Annotated in this window: 18 protein-coding genes; 16 read left to right on the top strand and 2 right to left on the bottom strand. The window is 52.6% G+C overall.

Features of this window, described 5'->3' with window-relative positions; genetic code table 11:
* Positions 1-294: 294 nt before the first annotated feature.
* The 11 genes from VF260_04505 to VF260_04455 all read left to right on the top strand — a co-directional run bounded on the left by VF260_04505 (position 295) and on the right by VF260_04455 (position 12096).
* Positions 295-1935: a serine/threonine-protein kinase gene (locus tag VF260_04505; GenBank protein ID HEX7056444.1), complete on the top strand. Its 1641-nt coding sequence runs from the start codon at positions 295-297 to the stop codon at positions 1933-1935.
* A gap of 255 nt (positions 1936-2190) precedes the next feature.
* A complete protein-coding gene (locus VF260_04500; protein ID HEX7056443.1) occupies positions 2191-3324 on the top strand; it encodes a hypothetical protein in 1134 nt (377 codons plus the stop codon).
* A complete protein-coding gene (locus VF260_04495) occupies positions 3317-4576 on the top strand; it encodes a CpaF family protein (GenBank protein HEX7056442.1) in 1260 nt (419 codons plus the stop codon). Before VF260_04500 ends, VF260_04495 begins: the two co-directional genes overlap by 8 nt.
* Positions 4573-5415, top strand: a complete 843-nt coding sequence (locus VF260_04490) for a type II secretion system F family protein (GenBank protein ID HEX7056441.1) — start codon at positions 4573-4575, stop codon at positions 5413-5415. Before VF260_04495 ends, VF260_04490 begins: the two co-directional genes overlap by 4 nt.
* 8 nt (positions 5416-5423) lie before the next feature.
* Complete coding sequence (locus VF260_04485; protein ID HEX7056440.1) at positions 5424-6299, top strand: type II secretion system F family protein; 876 nt, start codon at positions 5424-5426, stop codon at positions 6297-6299.
* 18 nt (positions 6300-6317) lie between these two features.
* The gene (locus VF260_04480; protein ID HEX7056439.1) at positions 6318-6545 is read left to right on the top strand and encodes a Flp1 family type IVb pilin; all 228 of its coding nucleotides are present in this window, start codon (positions 6318-6320) and stop codon (positions 6543-6545) included.
* Positions 6546-6568: 23 nt separating this feature from the next.
* Positions 6569-7612: a hypothetical protein gene (locus tag VF260_04475; GenBank protein HEX7056438.1), complete on the top strand. Its 1044-nt coding sequence runs from the start codon at positions 6569-6571 to the stop codon at positions 7610-7612.
* A gap of 6 nt (positions 7613-7618) precedes the next feature.
* Complete coding sequence (locus VF260_04470) at positions 7619-9724, top strand: hypothetical protein (protein ID HEX7056437.1); 2106 nt, start codon at positions 7619-7621, stop codon at positions 9722-9724.
* Positions 9696-10355 carry a TadE family protein gene (locus tag VF260_04465; GenBank protein HEX7056436.1) on the top strand — a complete coding sequence of 220 codons (660 nt, stop codon included), beginning with the start codon at positions 9696-9698 and terminating at the stop codon, positions 10353-10355. The genes VF260_04470 and VF260_04465 overlap by 29 nt, the downstream gene beginning before the upstream one ends.
* A 28-nt stretch (positions 10356-10383) precedes the next feature.
* Entirely contained in the window at positions 10384-10872 is a 489-nt protein-coding gene (locus VF260_04460) for an A24 family peptidase (GenBank protein ID HEX7056435.1), read from the top strand.
* Positions 10873-12096: a DUF6382 domain-containing protein gene (locus VF260_04455; GenBank protein HEX7056434.1), complete on the top strand. Its 1224-nt coding sequence runs from the start codon at positions 10873-10875 to the stop codon at positions 12094-12096.
* A 54-nt stretch (positions 12097-12150) separates the two neighbouring features.
* Here the strand turns inward: VF260_04455 and VF260_04450 are convergent, their stop codons facing one another.
* Positions 12151-12357, bottom strand: a complete 207-nt coding sequence (locus tag VF260_04450; GenBank protein ID HEX7056433.1) for a hypothetical protein — start codon at positions 12355-12357, stop codon at positions 12151-12153.
* 137 nt (positions 12358-12494) lie between these two features.
* Positions 12495-12929, bottom strand: coding sequence for a hypothetical protein (locus VF260_04445; GenBank protein ID HEX7056432.1), 435 nt, complete (start codon positions 12927-12929; stop codon positions 12495-12497).
* Positions 12930-13231: 302 nt separating this feature from the next.
* On the opposite strand from VF260_04445, the gene VF260_04440 reads away from it, so the two are divergent.
* The 5 genes from VF260_04440 to thyA all read left to right on the top strand — a co-directional run.
* Positions 13232-13459 carry a hypothetical protein gene (locus tag VF260_04440; GenBank protein ID HEX7056431.1) on the top strand — a complete coding sequence of 76 codons (228 nt, stop codon included), beginning with the start codon at positions 13232-13234 and terminating at the stop codon, positions 13457-13459.
* A 169-nt stretch (positions 13460-13628) separates the two neighbouring features.
* Positions 13629-14030 carry a hypothetical protein gene (locus VF260_04435; GenBank protein HEX7056430.1) on the top strand — a complete coding sequence of 134 codons (402 nt, stop codon included), beginning with the start codon at positions 13629-13631 and terminating at the stop codon, positions 14028-14030.
* A gap of 86 nt (positions 14031-14116) precedes the next feature.
* A complete protein-coding gene (gene ytxJ / locus VF260_04430) occupies positions 14117-14458 on the top strand; it encodes a bacillithiol system redox-active protein YtxJ (GenBank protein HEX7056429.1) in 342 nt (113 codons plus the stop codon).
* A 4-nt stretch (positions 14459-14462) separates the two neighbouring features.
* Positions 14463-14972 (top strand): hypothetical protein, encoded by a 510-nt coding sequence (locus tag VF260_04425; GenBank protein ID HEX7056428.1) that lies wholly within the window; start codon positions 14463-14465, stop codon positions 14970-14972.
* A 37-nt stretch (positions 14973-15009) separates the two neighbouring features.
* Positions 15010-15497, top strand: a 488-nt coding sequence (gene thyA, locus VF260_04420) for a thymidylate synthase (protein HEX7056427.1), incomplete at its 3' end; no start/stop codon positions are given.

The following is a 15497-nucleotide window of genomic DNA, read 5'->3' as shown; positions in this document are numbered from 1 at the left end:
ATATACAATAAATCTCAGTTGTTGGCAATAATATTTTTCACATTATATTTATGATAAAATATCAGCGAAAAAGAAGACTGGATTTTTTCGGAAATTCCAGTATAATAAACAATCAAGGTAAAGCATACCTGAACGGCGAAAGTGTTTCATTGCTTTTGGTCGGGCAAAACAATTCATGCCGTAGCGCGTTCAGGCTGCATTTTACCGCAATCGATAAACAATGCACTTGCCAGTTTGCCAGCAGCCTTTCCCGCGCGGAAAGGTTTTTTTATTTTTACCGGTGAGGTGATGCAAATGGAACAGGATTCAGGCTTATTGCAGGCGGGAGAATTGATCGGAAACCGTTACCGCATTATGAAGCCGCTTGGCAAAGGAGGGATGGGCGCGGTTTATTTGGCCGCCGATATCAGGCTGAACGGGAAAAAGCGGGCGGTGAAAGCGACCGATTGGACGGCGGAAGGAAAAAGCGCTTTTCAGGTCGAAGCGGAAATGCTGATGCGGCTCAACCATCCGCACCTGCCCGATATCGTCGATTATTTTCCGCCCGACGAAAGCGGCAAAGCCTATTTGATCATGGAATATGTTGCCGGTGACACGCTGGAACAGCTGCTCTTTAAGCGAAAATGGCAATTGCCGTTAAGCGAATTGCTGGAATATGCGCGGCAGTTGTGCGAGTTGCTGGAATATTTGCATCATGGCACGGAACAGCGCATCATTTTTCGCGACCTGAAGCCTTCCAACGTCATCATCGATCAACGCGGCAACGTAAGACTGATCGATTTCGGCATTGCGCGCAAATTCAAACAGGACCATCTCGCCGATACGCTGCAAATCGGAACAATCGGGTTCGCCGCTCCGGAATTATTCGAGCATGTGCAAAGCGACGAACGCGCCGACCTGTATTCGCTGGGAGCGCTGCTGTATTATGCGTTAACGGAAGGCCAATATTACAGCGTGGCGCGAAAGCCGATTGCCGAAGAGCGCAACGATTTGCAAGAAGATGTAACGGCGTTGGTCGACCGGCTGCTGCGGGACGACCCGGCTGAACGTTTGCAATCCGCCGAGGAAGTAAAAGCGCTTCTCGCAAATTTACTGGAACGCGAGCGCGCCGGGTTGTCCGTTGCGGCGTGCAAGCTGCCCGGCGGCGCCGAAACGAAGAAAAAGCTGGTGCTGTTGGCTTCCCTTTATCCCGGCGCCGGGTCGACCTTTTTGACCGTTGCGTTGGCGCGGGCTTTGCATCGCTGCAAAGTGGCGCATGCGGTAATTGAATCGCCGCTGAATGAACCCGAGCTGTACTACATATTGGCGGGAGAGGCGAATGCCCCGCAAGGGTATCGCTTTTTGGCGGATGATGTGTTTACGGGCCAACAAGGCGCCTATGCGCATTGGCGAAACGGCGGAACGGATTGGTACCCGGCCAATCCGGCCGGCTTTGCGGAAGAATGGACCGACAAGCACATGCTTATGCTGCTGTATGGCATAGCCGCCCCGATTTTGCTCGTCGATGTGTCCCACCATTGGCGCAAGCCTGCGGTAAAAGAACTGTTCGCATTTGCGGAAGCGGTCGTGTTTGCCGCGGAGCCTGTGCCCGGGAAAATGAACCGGAACGACACCAGAGAACATTTGGCGCTCATAAATCGGGAAAAATGGAACGGACAAAACATCTTCATTGCGGCCAACCGGGATGTCGATTTCCGCTTCCGGCGGGAATGGATCGCGTCTCTGCCGTTTCCGCCGCTTTGTTCGATTCCGGAAATACCGCTAAGAGAACTGTTTGCGCCGATGCGCAAAGGCATGCTGCCGCACGATCAGCCGCATATTGCGGAGAAGCTTGATCATGGAATCGCGCCGCTTGTGGATTTGCTCGCGCCGGGAGCATTTGCCGGCAAATCGCGCCGGAAAAAGGGCTGGCTGGCATTTAAACAAAGGCGTTAAAAACGGGTATTGCCAAATTGTGCAATCACCGTTATAATAATAGTGTGTATACCATAATTTGCATATCCAAAAAGCGGAAGCACCGCGGTTTTAGCCTGTTTGGGCTAATGCCGCGGTTTTTATTTGGAAGGTGCGGGCGATGAACTTTGCAAATATGGAGAAAAAGTGGCTTCTGGCGGTTTTTGTAACGGCAATGGTGCTGATTGTTAGCGGTATAGCCAGATTGCTCAGCGATTAGCGCGAGGGGGCGTGTTTGTGGGCAGGGTGAAACTGGTCGTATGCGACCGGGATGCGGCGTATTTGTCATCATTTGGGCGGTTTGTCCGCACGTCCGAGTACATGGACAAAGTTACGCTTAAATGTTTTACCGACGAACATTTGTACCGGCAGTTTATTTTAAGCGGCGAGACTGCCGATCTGCTGCTTGTCGCGCCGGAGATGGTAATCGACAGCGATGCGGAATCCGCGTGCGGGCGCCTGGTGCTGCTTTTGGACAACGAGCGTATGCGGCAACATGCGGACGTCCCGGCTGTGGCCAAATATCGTCCGCTGCGTCAACTGCTTACGCACCTTTTGGAAATGGTCGCGGAAAACACGTTGAAAGATGCGGAAGGAGGAAAGGGTAAAGGAAAAATCGTCGCGGTTTATTCGCCGTCGGGCGGCAGCGGCAAAACTACGGTTGCGTTTAACCTCGCAAGGTCGTTTGCCCGGCAACATTTGCGCGCTGTTTATTTGAATATGGAACTTCATCATGCCGTCCCCGTGATCATGAATAGTTCGCCGCATCATGAGCCGTCAGAACTGGTTTATCATCTGAAGGAACAAAATCCACAGTTGCATCAGATCATCGAAAAACGCAAAATCAGGCACCCGGAGTTTGGCTTCGAGGCAATCATCCCGCCCGAACATTCCGATGAATGGCTGGAGGCGAACGAAGATGATATAAGCTGCCTTTTTAAACAGATCGCCGGCGCAAACGCGACGGATTTTTTGGTGGCGGATATTGACGGCGCTTTTCATCAGGCGCTGCAGGCCGCGTTAAAAACGGCAGATTGCGTCGTTTGGCTTCTGACGCCCGATCCGCAATCCGTCTGGAAAACGGAAAAACAACTGCGGCAGTTATTCCGCACCGGTGGGGAGATGGAGGCTGCGTTCGCCAAAATCCGGTTTGTGCTGAACCGGTCCAAAGGAGGGGAGCGGGACGATGCCACGCCGCAAATAAGCTTGCCAGGAAAAATGCCGTTTCCATGCATATTGCCGGAAATGGAACGCGCGCCCGGTGCGGTTACGCCCCCAAGCGGCGAGCCGCTTGCGTTTCCGGATAACGATTTGCGCGCGCTGGAACGCGCGGTTCTAAACGCACAGGAGGGGCAGAGCCACAATGGATGAGGTGTATGGCAAACTGCGCGACCAATTGCGGGAGCGGTTGAAACACGCCGACGACTTGCCCGATGAACGCCTGCGCGAATGGATCGAGGAAGCCGTTTTGTCCCAATCGGCCGCGAATTATATCCCTTATGAGCAAAAGCGGCAATTGACCGAAAGGTTATTTAACTCGTTCCGCGGACTCGATGTGTTGCAAGCGCTGGTCGACGACAAAACGGTAACGGAGATCATGGTCAACAATTTTGATGAAATCTTTTACGAAAAAGCGGGGGAAATCCACAAATACCCCGCTGCATTCGAAAGCAGGGAGAAGCTCGAAGATATCATCCAGTTAATCGTGGGCAAAGTGAACCGCGCGGTCAACGAAGCGTCGCCAATCGTCGACGCCAGATTGCAAGACGGCTCCCGGGTGCATGTAGTGCTGCCGCCGATTGCCCTGAAAGGCCCGACGCTCACCATCCGCAAATTTCCCGAGCGCCCGCTTACGCTGGCGGAATTGCAAGCGAAAGGAACGTTATCGGAAGAAACAGGGCAAGTGCTGGAATTGCTCGTGCGGGCCGGCTACAACATCTTCATCAGCGGCGGGACCGGTTCCGGCAAAACGACTTTGTTGAATGCGCTGGCCGAATGCATCCCGCAAGGCGAGCGGATTATTACGATCGAAGATTCGGCCGAACTGAACATTACCGCCGTGCCGAATCTGGTCAAAATGGAGACGCGCAATGCGAATTCGGAAGGAAAAGGAAATGTGACGATTCGCGAGTTGATTCGCGCGTCTCTCCGCATGCGGCCCAATCGCATAATTGTTGGCGAGGTGCGCGGCGCTGAAGCTTTGGACATGCTGCAGGCGATGAACACCGGGCACGATGGCAGCATTTCGACCGGGCATGCGAATTCGGTGGAGGATATGTTAAGCCGCATCGAAACGATGGTCTATAGCGGCGCCAATTTGCCTGTGGAAGTCATTCGCCGGCAAATCAGCTCCGCGGTGGAAATTATGGTGCATCTGTCGCGCTTGCGGGATCGCAGCCGAAAAGTAATGGAGATTTGCGAGCTGGTGAGGTTTGCAAACGGGGAAATCGAGCTGAATCCGCTCTACCGTTTTCAAGAACAAGGCGAAACGGAAGATGGAGCCGTAATCGGGCAATTGGCCGCAACGGGCAATCGCTTGCAGCGCCGCTTGAAACTGGTGATGGGGGGCTTTGCCGATCACGATCTGCCGCTTCCGTTGCGGGCAAAAGGAGGAGACGCATGATGGAGATTTTGTGGGCTATAGCCGCTGGGGTTGGCGCCTTCATGGTATGGATGTTGGCGGAGAAACGGCGAAAGTTGCCGAAAAGCGCCTTGCCGCCGCCAAGCATCGAAAAGCTGCATCGTTATTCCTTGCGCGATCAGCTGCCGGTAGCGATCCTGGCCTGCGCCGCCTGTTTCGTTATCGGCATGCTGTTTTACAAAAACGGCGTTGCGGCAGGATTGCTGGCATTGTGCGGCTTGCTGGCGCCGCGGCTGTGCAAGCGGGCGGTCATCGACAAGCGAAAACGGGATTTGCTTGTGCAATTCAAGATGGCGCTTTATTCGCTCGCAACTTCATTAGGCGCGGGCAAATCGGTGGAAAATTCGCTTGCGGACGCCATAACGGATTTGAGCATGCTGTATGGCGGCGGGCAATCGGTTATGATTGGCGAACTTACGGCCATTCGCCGCAAAATCGAAAATGGCGTCCCGATCGAGCAAGCGATGCGGGAATTCAGCGAACTGGCGCATATCGACGACATCACGAATTTTGCCGAGGTGTTTGCGAGCTGCAAGCGGTCGGGCGGGGACTTGTCCGAGGTAATCCGCAGAACATCCCATATCATCGGTGACAAAATCGAAATTCAACAGGAAATCGCCGTCATGGTAGCGCAAAAAAAGTTTGAGGCAAATGCGCTTTCGGTCGTGCCGTTTGCGGTTATCGCGGCCATTTGCTACGGATCGCCCGATTACGCGGCGCCGCTATACGCCGGCGCCGGCCGCATCATCATGACGACGGCGCTGTTGATTTTGGCGTGTTGCGTTTGGCTGGCAAGAACCATTATGAACGTCAAGGTGTGAACGAAACGATGCATGAACCAACGGTTTTGTTGGCGGTGGAAACCGCGGTGTATCTCGTATTGTTCATCCTGGCTCCGGCAAACGTCAGGGCGTTGGCGGCGGAGCAGAAAAAGCGTTTCCGCCTGGCTGCGCTTTCGGTGCCGTATTTGTATTTGCTGCAAAAATGGGAGCCGCTGAAGCGATATCCGTCTCTGAGCGCGAGAATAATCCCGCATTTGTTGACGGTTTATCGCTGCCGCCACCAGGAAGCGGGCATGATGCTGAATTTGTTTATCGCGCAAGTGGCCGCATGGTCAATTCTTGCGCACTGGATGATGTTGGGACTCGCCGCGCTTTTCGAATCAGGCGAATTGAGCCAGACTAGCTTGGTGTTTTTGCTGGTGCTGCCGGTTTTATTATGGCGGGAACTTGGCGCCAAAGCAAAAGCGATCAAACGCTCGATGCTCATTGATCTTCCGGAAATGCTGACTACGTTGGTGCTGCTTGTAAATGCCGGAGAACAGCCCCAACATGCGCTAATCCGCTGTGCCGAGCTAGCGCGGCGCAAGCCGGACAGCAGGCTGTTTCAAGAACTGGTGCAGGTTAAAAAAGAACTGGCTAATCAATTTCCCTTCCCGCATGTAATGGAACAATTTGCGCGCCGCTGCGGCGTGCATGAGGTAACGGCGTTTGCGATGGCCATGGTGATGAACTATCGCCGCGGCGGCGACGAGTTGGCCGGCAGGCTGAAAGAAATGGCGCGGGAGTGCTGGGAAAAACGGAAAAACGTGGCCAGGTCGCTGGGCGCGGAGGCTTCGGCCAAAATGGTGTTTCCGCTTTTGTTTATCTTTTTGGCGGTCATGATGGTTGTCGCTGCGCCGGCATTGATGCTTTTGAAAGAATAAATTTTGGGAGGAAGCGGTATGAACAAGCTAAAACAAAAAGCACGCACGCTTTGGAAGAGCGAGGATGGCGCGGGGACGCTGGAAATTATTTTGATTATTGCGGTCATTGTCGTGGTCGCCATAATTTTTCGCAAGTGGATACTTACTTGGATCCATAAGCTTCTGGACGGATCGGCGCAAAATTTGAACGACGGCGATTTTCTGAATGATCTTACGAATTCGCCGGCGCCTTCGCCATCGGAATGACGGTCGCACGCGGCAAGGCTTTTTTGCGAACATGGTGGCAGGGCGAGCAGGCCAGCTTTACGCTGGAAAGTTCGCTTATTTTTCCGACCGTTATGATCGCCATCATCGCCGTTTTGTTTTTTTGCCTAATCTTGTACAAGCAGGCGATGATGTACTTTTCCGCCTCGCAAACCGCAAGCCGGCTCGCTTATACGTGGGACAACAGCTACAAGTCGCTGCACACCGGCGCGTACAATCCGGGAAACCGGGACGGTTTGTATTGGCGGCAGCTGGAAGACAACGCTAGCGGCTTGGCGGGCTGTTTGGCGCGGCATTGCGAGCCTGTTTCCGTCACCTTTTTCCATGCGAAAAAAATGAACGAGGGCGTAAGCCTGATCGAAAAAAAGCTGTCCCGCGCCGCCGTTGATACCCCGGATAATGGCAACGGTCAAATATCTTACATGAATCAATGGATAAACCGCAGCATCACCGTGCGTCTAAGCGAGCCGTTTTATTTGCCGGAATTTTTGGCGAATTGGCTCGGGTGGCGGCAAGTTGCCGCCGAGGCAAACGCCTCCGTAACCGAACCGGCCGAATTTGTCCGCAACGTCGATCTCGTGCGGAATTATGCGCCGGTGGCGCAGGCGTGGTTTGCCCGCGAGCAAACGGATCAGGCGCTTGACCAGGCGAAAGAGGAAGCGGCCAAGGAAGAAGCGGGCGATGCCGGAGAGCGGGAACTACTATTCGGCTCGCATGATGAAGCGAGAGCGTACTTGCAGCATTTGGTGGGCGGTATCATAAAAAAGTTTCCGACCGATGCGGCAGGCACGAAATGGCGGGAAGTCGACGCGCTTGATCGCGACGGCATCGCGCATGAAGTGTTTTACGGCTATCAGGCAAACACGAAAGACAATATAAGCAAGCAATTGGCGAAAGACCTTGAATTAATGCGCGAAGGGAAAATTAACGGCGCGGTTTGGCATTTTTTTAAAAGCAAAAAAAATGAAACGATTGGCCCGTCCGGCCCGCTGCGCCGCAAGTTGGAGAAAAACGGCATTATTATCGTGATTCATGGAGAAGCAGGGTGATGGCGATTGCGGCGATTATTCTTTCGCGAAAACGGGATGATCTCCATATACTTGAGCATCATCCTGGCGGCTGTCTTTCTTTTTGTGACTGTCTTTGTCGATTACGCCAGAATCCGCTTGGCGCAAAGAGAAGCGGATACCGCGCTAATCGCCGGCATGCGCTCGGTATTTTCCGCCTATGACCGCGAATTGCGCACCTACGGCTTGTTTGGCGAAGGATTAACGAATGCGGAACGCACCGAGCTGTTAACAAGCGAAATCGCCGCGAATCTTTCCGGCGAAGCCGCTTCTTCGGCCAACATCACCGGCGTTTTTCTGGCAGCCGATTCCGTGCAGTTTCGCTCCTACTCCACGCTTGGAAATAAAATTATTTTTAAGGATCAAGTATTGGAAAATATGAAATTCCGCGCTCCCGTGGAGTTTGCCCGCCATATTGCGGACAAGTTCGGCAAAGGGAAAAAAATGGCGCAGGAAGCGGACGAGTTCATGCAGGAGAGCGACGAACTGCAGGCGCACTTCGATCGCCGCGAGGATTTGTTGGCGGACGCGTGGGATGAAGCGCAGCGAATGGTTGCTAGGCTGAATCAATTAAGCGCGCATTACGAAGCCCTGTTGGCGGAACTCATTGCGCTGAACGAGCAACTAGCCGGCGTTTCCCGCAGTTCGTTGGAAGCAAATCTGCGCAGCCTGTCGCGGATTGTTCCCCAATCGCCGGAAGAGGCGCAGGCGCTAGCCGCGCAAATGGCGCAAATCAGCATCACGCTTGGGAAGTTCAGCCGCCGCGAGCAATTGCGCGCGCAAATCCGCGCCCAAGTGGAAACGGATAAAAACGAACTGATGGAGAAAGGGAATCAAATCTTCGCCCTGATCAATCAAGCGCAGGACGAAGATCAAAAGATTGCGGCGCAGGCGCAAAAGTGGAAAAAGGAGCAAGCCGATACGGAGCTTGGCGGCGCATTGTCGATTGCCGATTCGCTGGAAATTTTGGGCGATCCTTATTTTGACAAATACCGTTCGGAAATCGGCTCGCTGCAATCCCCGTTCGGCAGCTTTTACCAAATGGTAAAAAGCGGCATGGCGGATACGTCGCCGGAAAGCCTGCTTTCAACCAATGGCAAGTGCCGGGATTTGGCCAATGCGTGGCAAGAGATGAAGTCGGCCGAAATGAAGAAACGCGCAGCCAATCGTAACGAAACAGAAAAGAAAACGAAACAAAAAGAAACAGAAGCCGAAGCGGAATTGGAAAAAGCGAAGGATCAATCGGTTAGGCATTCGTGCGGCGAAACCGACAAACAATTGTATGAACAATTGGCTGGCCATTATCAGCACTATTTAGCAGGCGATGACGGCGGGGGGACGGCGGATGAGCGTGCGCCGGATTTTGGCAATGATCCGAAAGCTTACGGCAAAGGCGCGTTTTCGTTTTTGCACGCTTTATTGGATATTGCGGCCGATTTTCGCGATGCCGGATTCGTGAATGAATATACCTTTTCCTATTTCAATTACCGGACATACGGATTGGAGCCCGCTTCCGGCACCCCGATGCCCGGCATGACCGATCCGGCAAAACATAGGCTTCAGTCGCAGGAAATTGAATATATTCTGAACGGCTTTGCCGGCTGCGAGAAAAATTACGCCGCTGTCTATGCGGAAATTTACAGTATGCGTTTTGCCATCAGAACAATCGAAGCGCTGATGGATGTAAAAAAAGCGGGCACCGCAACGATTTCTCCATGGCTCATTGTTTTGCAAGCGATTGTCGAAGGAGCGGGCAAGGCGTATCAGGATACGGAGCGTTTGGTGCGTGGCGAGGAGGTGGCGTTGTTTGTTCGCGCTCCTCAGCTTAAATTGTCTTACTCGGAATATTTGCGCCTGTTCATGCTGTTCGGCAGCGAAACGGCGAAAATACACCGGATCATGGCGCTCATCCAGTTGAATACCGGAAAAGACTTGACGCAATTCGCAACATACGCGATGGGCAAAGCGAAAACATCGACGCCGCTGTGGTTTATACCCGGCATCGTCAAATTGTTGGGGATGGCAGGCGTAATCGATGGAAGGGTGAATGGAAAAAGGTATGAGTATGAAACCGCGATCTTTTATTCCTACTAAATTGCGGCAGACGGACGCAAGCATCACGCTCGAGGCGGCGCTTGCGCTTCCGTTATTTATCGCCTTTATGCTTGCGCTCATTGCATTTATCCAATATTGTCTCGTCTATGCGGCTGTTGCGGAGGCGGTGCATGAAACGGCGGCCCAGATCGCGACCCATTTGTACCCCGCAAAGCTGCTTGCGGCGGAAGCCGCCCAAACAAAAGCGGGGCAAGCGGCGCTCAACCTTGTGAACCGCGTCAAACATGCCGAAGAGCAAGCAAAACAGGCGGAAACTGCCCCGGATGATTATGCGGCGTGGCTTCCCGAAGCTGTTGCCGAAATGTTGGAGACAGAGAAAACGGTGCGCAAAGAGGCCCAACAATCGGTCAAGGCGGCTTATTTGCGCGCCATTCAGCCTGTTGTTCTGCCGCTCATTTGGCAATATGCCGATCCCGGCATGAAAGACACATGGATCAAACAAAGCCATTTTACATTGACGGACTTTGCCATCCCCGATTTGGCGGAAGACGGCCGCGCCGATTTTCGCCTCGAAGTGGAATATGCCTGGCGCGTTCCTGTGCCGTTTGTTCGTCAAGTGCTGCGCTTTCGCGTCAGAGCGCAAGAACGAACCTGGATAGGAGGGATTTAATATCGTTGCGCTGCTTATCAATATCTCGTTGTTCCTGTTGCTTGCGATCGCGTTTATATTCGATATGGCCGTAAACAGGATCCCCAATGTTTTGACGCTCGGATTTGCCGGCGTCGGGCTGCTCTTGAATGTTACGGCGCGGGCATGGGCGGGGCTATGGTTTGCCGTTGCCGGGATGCTTGTCGGATTTGCGCTGCTTGTTATCCTGTATGCGCTTCGCGCCGTGGGCGCGGGAGACGTTAAGCTGTTTGCGGCAATCGGCGCCATTTCCGGCGCGGCTTCGGTCGCGCATATCCTGGTCATGTCGCTTATGGTCGCCGGCGTCATTGGCATCGTGATTTTGTCAGCCCGTAAATTGTTCGCCGATCGCATTCGCGCGCTTATTTGGTTGGCTGCCCGCATTTTTGTGCTGCGCGAAGGCAACATTTCGTTGCCGGCAAGCAAGAAAGAGATGGTCAAGTTCCCGTTCATGTTGGCCGTGCTTCCGGCCGCCGTCATTTACTTGGGAGGGATTTGAATGTTTGCGCAATTTTCCGTAGATTTTACGGATCGCTCCGGTTTGACGCTTGCCGTCCGTGGGAAAAGGGGGATTACGGAGAGCGACGTTTCGCCGATCCAGATCAAAATGCTCAACTATAACGAGATTCCCGGCTTTTTGCCCGTAACGGCGGAGGAACGCGATTTTGTGTATACGTTTTATTACCATTTCTCCGGCAAGCGGATTTTGGCGCAACGGCTGAAAAATGAACGCCTGACGATTCGCCAATATTTCTGCGTCTTGTATGCAATCGTCCGCGCCGTTGCGGAATGCGGCAACTATATGTTGGATGAGGGCAATGTCTGCTTGCGCGGCGACCTCATTTTTACGGATCGGGATTATACGGATATACGGTTGGTTTATTTGCCGATGAAATCCCCGGTATTTCGGGAATCGCTGCAAGAACGGCTGAGCCAGCTGGCTGCCGGTTTGGTGGCCAGTGTTGATGAATTGCACGGCGACGGCGTCCAGGAGATCATGAAGGCGCTGAACGGCGATTCTTTTCAGTTGGCGGAATTTCGTGCGCTGCTGCGCACCATGGTCGACCGCGCGTCCGTTATGCCTATCGCAGAACGAAATTTGCCCAGGGAAACCGAACGGAAACAGATAGAACAGGGCGCCAATATCCGGCGCAAATGGGCGTTAGCCGCGATTCCGCTCGCATTGGCGGCGCTCAGCTGGATTTGGGCGCTTGCGGAGCCGTCGGAAGCGAAAGTTTATATCGCGCTGGGAGTGTCGTTGCTTGCGGGCGAAGCCGGATATCTGGCTTTAAAGCATGCTCCGCTATTCAAGCGGGCGCAAAAAAGCCGGCGGCAGGCGGACGCGTTGGACAGTCAGCCGCTTAAATCTGCGCCGGCGTCTCCGGCAACCGTTTTTCTGGGATCCGGGCAAGCGGTTTCCGCCGGGCGACAAGGGGCGAAATTGGAGTTGCGGCTTGATGGGAAAAGCATTACATATGAATTGTTCAAGCAACGGATTTTGATCGGTCGAGGCGATTCCGCCGGGATCGTGCTGGATTCTGTTGGAATATCCAGAGCACACTGCGAAATTGAGCGGGTGGGGCAAACGTATGCGGTAAAAGATTTGGGTTCAGTCAACGGGAGCTTCCTGAACGGGGAAAAGTTGCTGCCTTACAAATCCTATACGCTGCACGCCGGTGATGTGATTCGGATTGTTAAGGCAGAACTGGTGTTCAAGGCGTAAGCTCCCTTCCGCGAGTGTGCGCTGGCGCGAGGCAAAGGCATACCGGCAATACCGTTAAAGCGCTGCGCTTTTCTGTTCAGCCAATCTATCGGACAATATTTGTATTTTTGCAACGATGCGAAGCGGAAACAGCAATTTGCGGTTTAGTTTCAAAAAACCTTTTTGTTCATTGATTCCGGTTATCACGCCGGTTGCCAAAAGCTTGTTGCCCGCATCGAAGATTTGGACAACAAGCTTTTGGCGAATCAATGGTTCAAACATCTTGCGTCCCCCCAAACTTGATTATCTATTAATATAGACAATCGGCGGCAGCAAAACGTTTCATCCCAACTAAAATTTGCTGAATATTTTCGATTATTGTCGCCGGTTAAGCCAGTTAAGCCGGTTAAACGGCATGCCTACCAAAACACCGGTTTGCTTTTCATAATCCACATCATTAGCAACATGATGAATATATAGCCGTATAAAGCATTGCGCAATTTGGCGACCAATTTCTTTCTGTCATGGCCGGGCTCCTGCAGCGCCTTTAAGATAGGGGAGAAAGCGCGGGCAAAGAAGTAAAGCGAGCTGAACATGATCAAAACCGTCACGATCACCCATGATGTTTTCCATGTCCACGGACCAAACGCAATGAGCAAGACGCCGGTTAAAACGAGCAAATGGCCGCCATGTCTGGAGAACTGCACGGCTAAACGAAAAGTTGAAATATACGGCATTAGTTGTTCTGACTGAGCCACCCTCATTTTGCGCAAAAGTGGAATCAATAGAAAAAACGGCCCGAGCGCCAGCATCACACTCAGCACATGAAAGAACACCAGCAATTGATACCACATGGGACAATCCTCCGTATCTGCAAAATATATGCATTCCTTCATTATTTATTTTACGCATTTTTATAATAGCATAAAAGAATTGGATAAACGTGATTTCAAGCACATTTTTTGCACAATTGGCAGGCGAATTTGGAACTTGCCGGTTTCGCCGCGGAAAATACCGCAATGAATCCGGAACAATTTCCCGGAGCAGACGAAGGATTGGTGTAAACATCCATTTTTTACACGCTAGGTTATCGCCGTGTAATTCGTAGGTAGCCCCCCATAGACTGATGGTGTATCAATCTAAGGAGGTGCTTGATATGGAATATGTAAGCCCTAATATTTACATGCCAAACGTCCAGCCCATCCACGTTCATAAGCCGATGGCGGTTGAACCGGCGCATGTGCATCATCATGTCAACGTGTCTGCCCCCGTTGCCGCCGCGCCGGTCGTATGCCACGTCCCTGTCGGCTTTACCAATACGGCGATGGTGCTGGTGTTGTTTATCTTGTTGGTGATTATCCTGCGCTCGCGTTTCGTCGTATAACGCTTGCCTGTATCAGCATCATATTCAGCGGGGACGAACCGTGCCAGTAAATATGCCCCGGATAACTTGCCCCTTTTTCGGGGCGGTTTTTTTATCGGGACACACTGCGACAGATTTTGCGGCTTGGCTAATGTATTATAGGAAAAAAACCGGAGGAGGCGAATTGCCGGTGTACCATTGCAGCCACGCAGCGTGTCGTATTGGCGGGGCGGACAAGCTCGCGATCGTTGATGACGGCCATTTTCTGCTGCTGTTATGCGCCAGCCATCGTATCCAGTACGCCGCCGGAGAAGTTAGCTTGGCTGAAATGCGTCCGTTAAAAAGCATGTTTGCCCGCAAAGAGTGCGAGATATGCGGGCGAAATGGCGTTTTATTTGCCGATGACATGCAGCTTCTATTATGCCAAAACCATCTGAAAAAACTGCTGTTGTACCAATTGGCACCCGGCGAATTTCGTCTTTTGGCGAAAAAATACGGACGTTTTCCGCTCATTTCCGAACAATACTATACTCCATGGGGAATTGCGCTGCAACCGCTGCGCGCCGCCGGTTGCGGCAATGGCAAAGCGTAAGGACAACCGGATAAAACGCGGGATGGCGCTTAAAACGCGAAAATGATAAAATTGTTTTAGATTTCAGCTAAAGGAAGGGATTTGGCATGAAGAAATGGCGAGAAATTACAACGATCGACGAGTGGGAAGAAGTATTGGCGCACAGCGAGGAACGTCCCGCCGTTGTTCTGAAACATAGCACACGTTGTGAAATCAGCGCCGGCGCTTTTAAGGAATATGAGCGTTATTTAAGCGATCATCCGCGCGAAGACGTTGATTATCTGTTGGTTAAAGTCATTCAGTCGCGGCCGGTGTCGAATAAAATAGCGGAAGATTTGCAGATCAAGCACGAATCGCCGCAGGCGATTTTGATTGACCGGCAAAAAGCCGTTTGGAACGCATCGCATCGTAAGGTGACAGCCGCGCATTTGCAAGAAGCGCTTCAGTGACGCAATGTTTGACCCGACCGTTTTTGACAATTTGAAAGTCGTGCTGGAAGGCGCGGTTTACGATCTCGATCTGGCCGGCAGCATTGTCGTAACAAGCCGCTCAGACATGCTCGACAGCGCCGTTATGGCCCGCAACTATGCGATTCAATTTGCCGCTTCCGCGGACGCCAAAGTGCGGGCGGAAATACAGCTCTTTGCCGATATGGCGGATTTGGCGGCGGAGATGCTGGCGATTGCCGATACGGAGCCGGGCTGCCGGCTTACGGTACGTTTTCTCGCTGAAATTCAGGATGTGGAGGCGGATTGCCGGCGCATCGAAGAGGGGCTTAACGCCATTTGGCAAGAGCGGCCGACGATTAAGCAAACCGTCTCTTTTACATATAATCCGACCGGAAAAAGAGTATACTTCAATACGATCGAGCTTGATTTTGCCCGCAAAATCGACGAGCGGCAAATAGCGGATATCGCGTCGCTTGTGGACGTCGTGTTGCAGTCGTTTGCGGTATTTCGGTAAGCGCAAATTCATTTTACAATAATTAACGGGTGATGGGATGAGAGCGTATCTGGATCTTTTGCAGGATATTTTGGAAAACGGGACAAAAAAAGAGGACCGCACCGGCACCGGCACGCTTTCCGTATTCGGCAGGCAAATGCGGTTTGACCTGGCCAAAGGCTTTCCGCTGTTGACGACGAAAAAAATGCATGTCCGTTCCATCTTCCACGAAATGTTGTGGTTTTTGCGCGGCGATACGAACATTCAGTATTTGCACGACCACAACGTGACAATTTGGGACGAATGGGCGGACGAAAACGGCGATCTCGGCCCGGTATACGGAAAACAATGGCGCGCCTGGGAAGCGCCGGACGGGCGGAAAATCGACCAAATCAGCCGCGTAATCGAGGCGATCAAGCAAAATCCCGATTCCCGCCGCCATCTCGTAACCGCGTGGAATCCGGCGGATATCGACAAAATGGCGTTGCCGCCGTGCCACTTTGTGTTTCAGTTTTACGCCGCAAACGGAAAATTGTCCTGCATGCT

The organism is Bacilli bacterium, from assembly GCA_036381315.1.
Taxonomy (GTDB): Bacteria; Bacillota; Bacilli; order Paenibacillales; family KCTC-25726; genus DASVDB01.
Note: the sequence above shows the minus strand (reverse complement) of the source record. Positions and strands in the feature narration are given on the sequence as shown.

Coding starts and splice junctions, on each gene's coding strand:
- VF260_04485 (HEX7056440.1), top strand. CDS start 5,424: ATGCATGAACCAACGGTTTTGTTGGCGGTGGAAACCGCGGTGTATCTC.
- VF260_04425 (HEX7056428.1), top strand. CDS start 14,463: ATGTTTGACCCGACCGTTTTTGACAATTTGAAAGTCGTGCTGGAAGGC.
- VF260_04505 (HEX7056444.1), top strand. CDS start 295: ATGGAACAGGATTCAGGCTTATTGCAGGCGGGAGAATTGATCGGAAAC.
- VF260_04440 (HEX7056431.1), top strand. CDS start 13,232: ATGGAATATGTAAGCCCTAATATTTACATGCCAAACGTCCAGCCCATC.
- VF260_04455 (HEX7056434.1), top strand. CDS start 10,873: ATGTTTGCGCAATTTTCCGTAGATTTTACGGATCGCTCCGGTTTGACG.
- VF260_04480 (HEX7056439.1), top strand. CDS start 6,318: ATGAACAAGCTAAAACAAAAAGCACGCACGCTTTGGAAGAGCGAGGAT.
- ytxJ (HEX7056429.1), top strand. CDS start 14,117: ATGAAGAAATGGCGAGAAATTACAACGATCGACGAGTGGGAAGAAGTA.
- VF260_04450 (HEX7056433.1), bottom strand. CDS start 12,357: ATGTTTGAACCATTGATTCGCCAAAAGCTTGTTGTCCAAATCTTCGAT.
- VF260_04465 (HEX7056436.1), top strand. CDS start 9,696: ATGAAACCGCGATCTTTTATTCCTACTAAATTGCGGCAGACGGACGCA.
- VF260_04495 (HEX7056442.1), top strand. CDS start 3,317: ATGGATGAGGTGTATGGCAAACTGCGCGACCAATTGCGGGAGCGGTTG.
- VF260_04490 (HEX7056441.1), top strand. CDS start 4,573: ATGATGGAGATTTTGTGGGCTATAGCCGCTGGGGTTGGCGCCTTCATG.
- VF260_04445 (HEX7056432.1), bottom strand. CDS start 12,929: ATGTGGTATCAATTGCTGGTGTTCTTTCATGTGCTGAGTGTGATGCTG.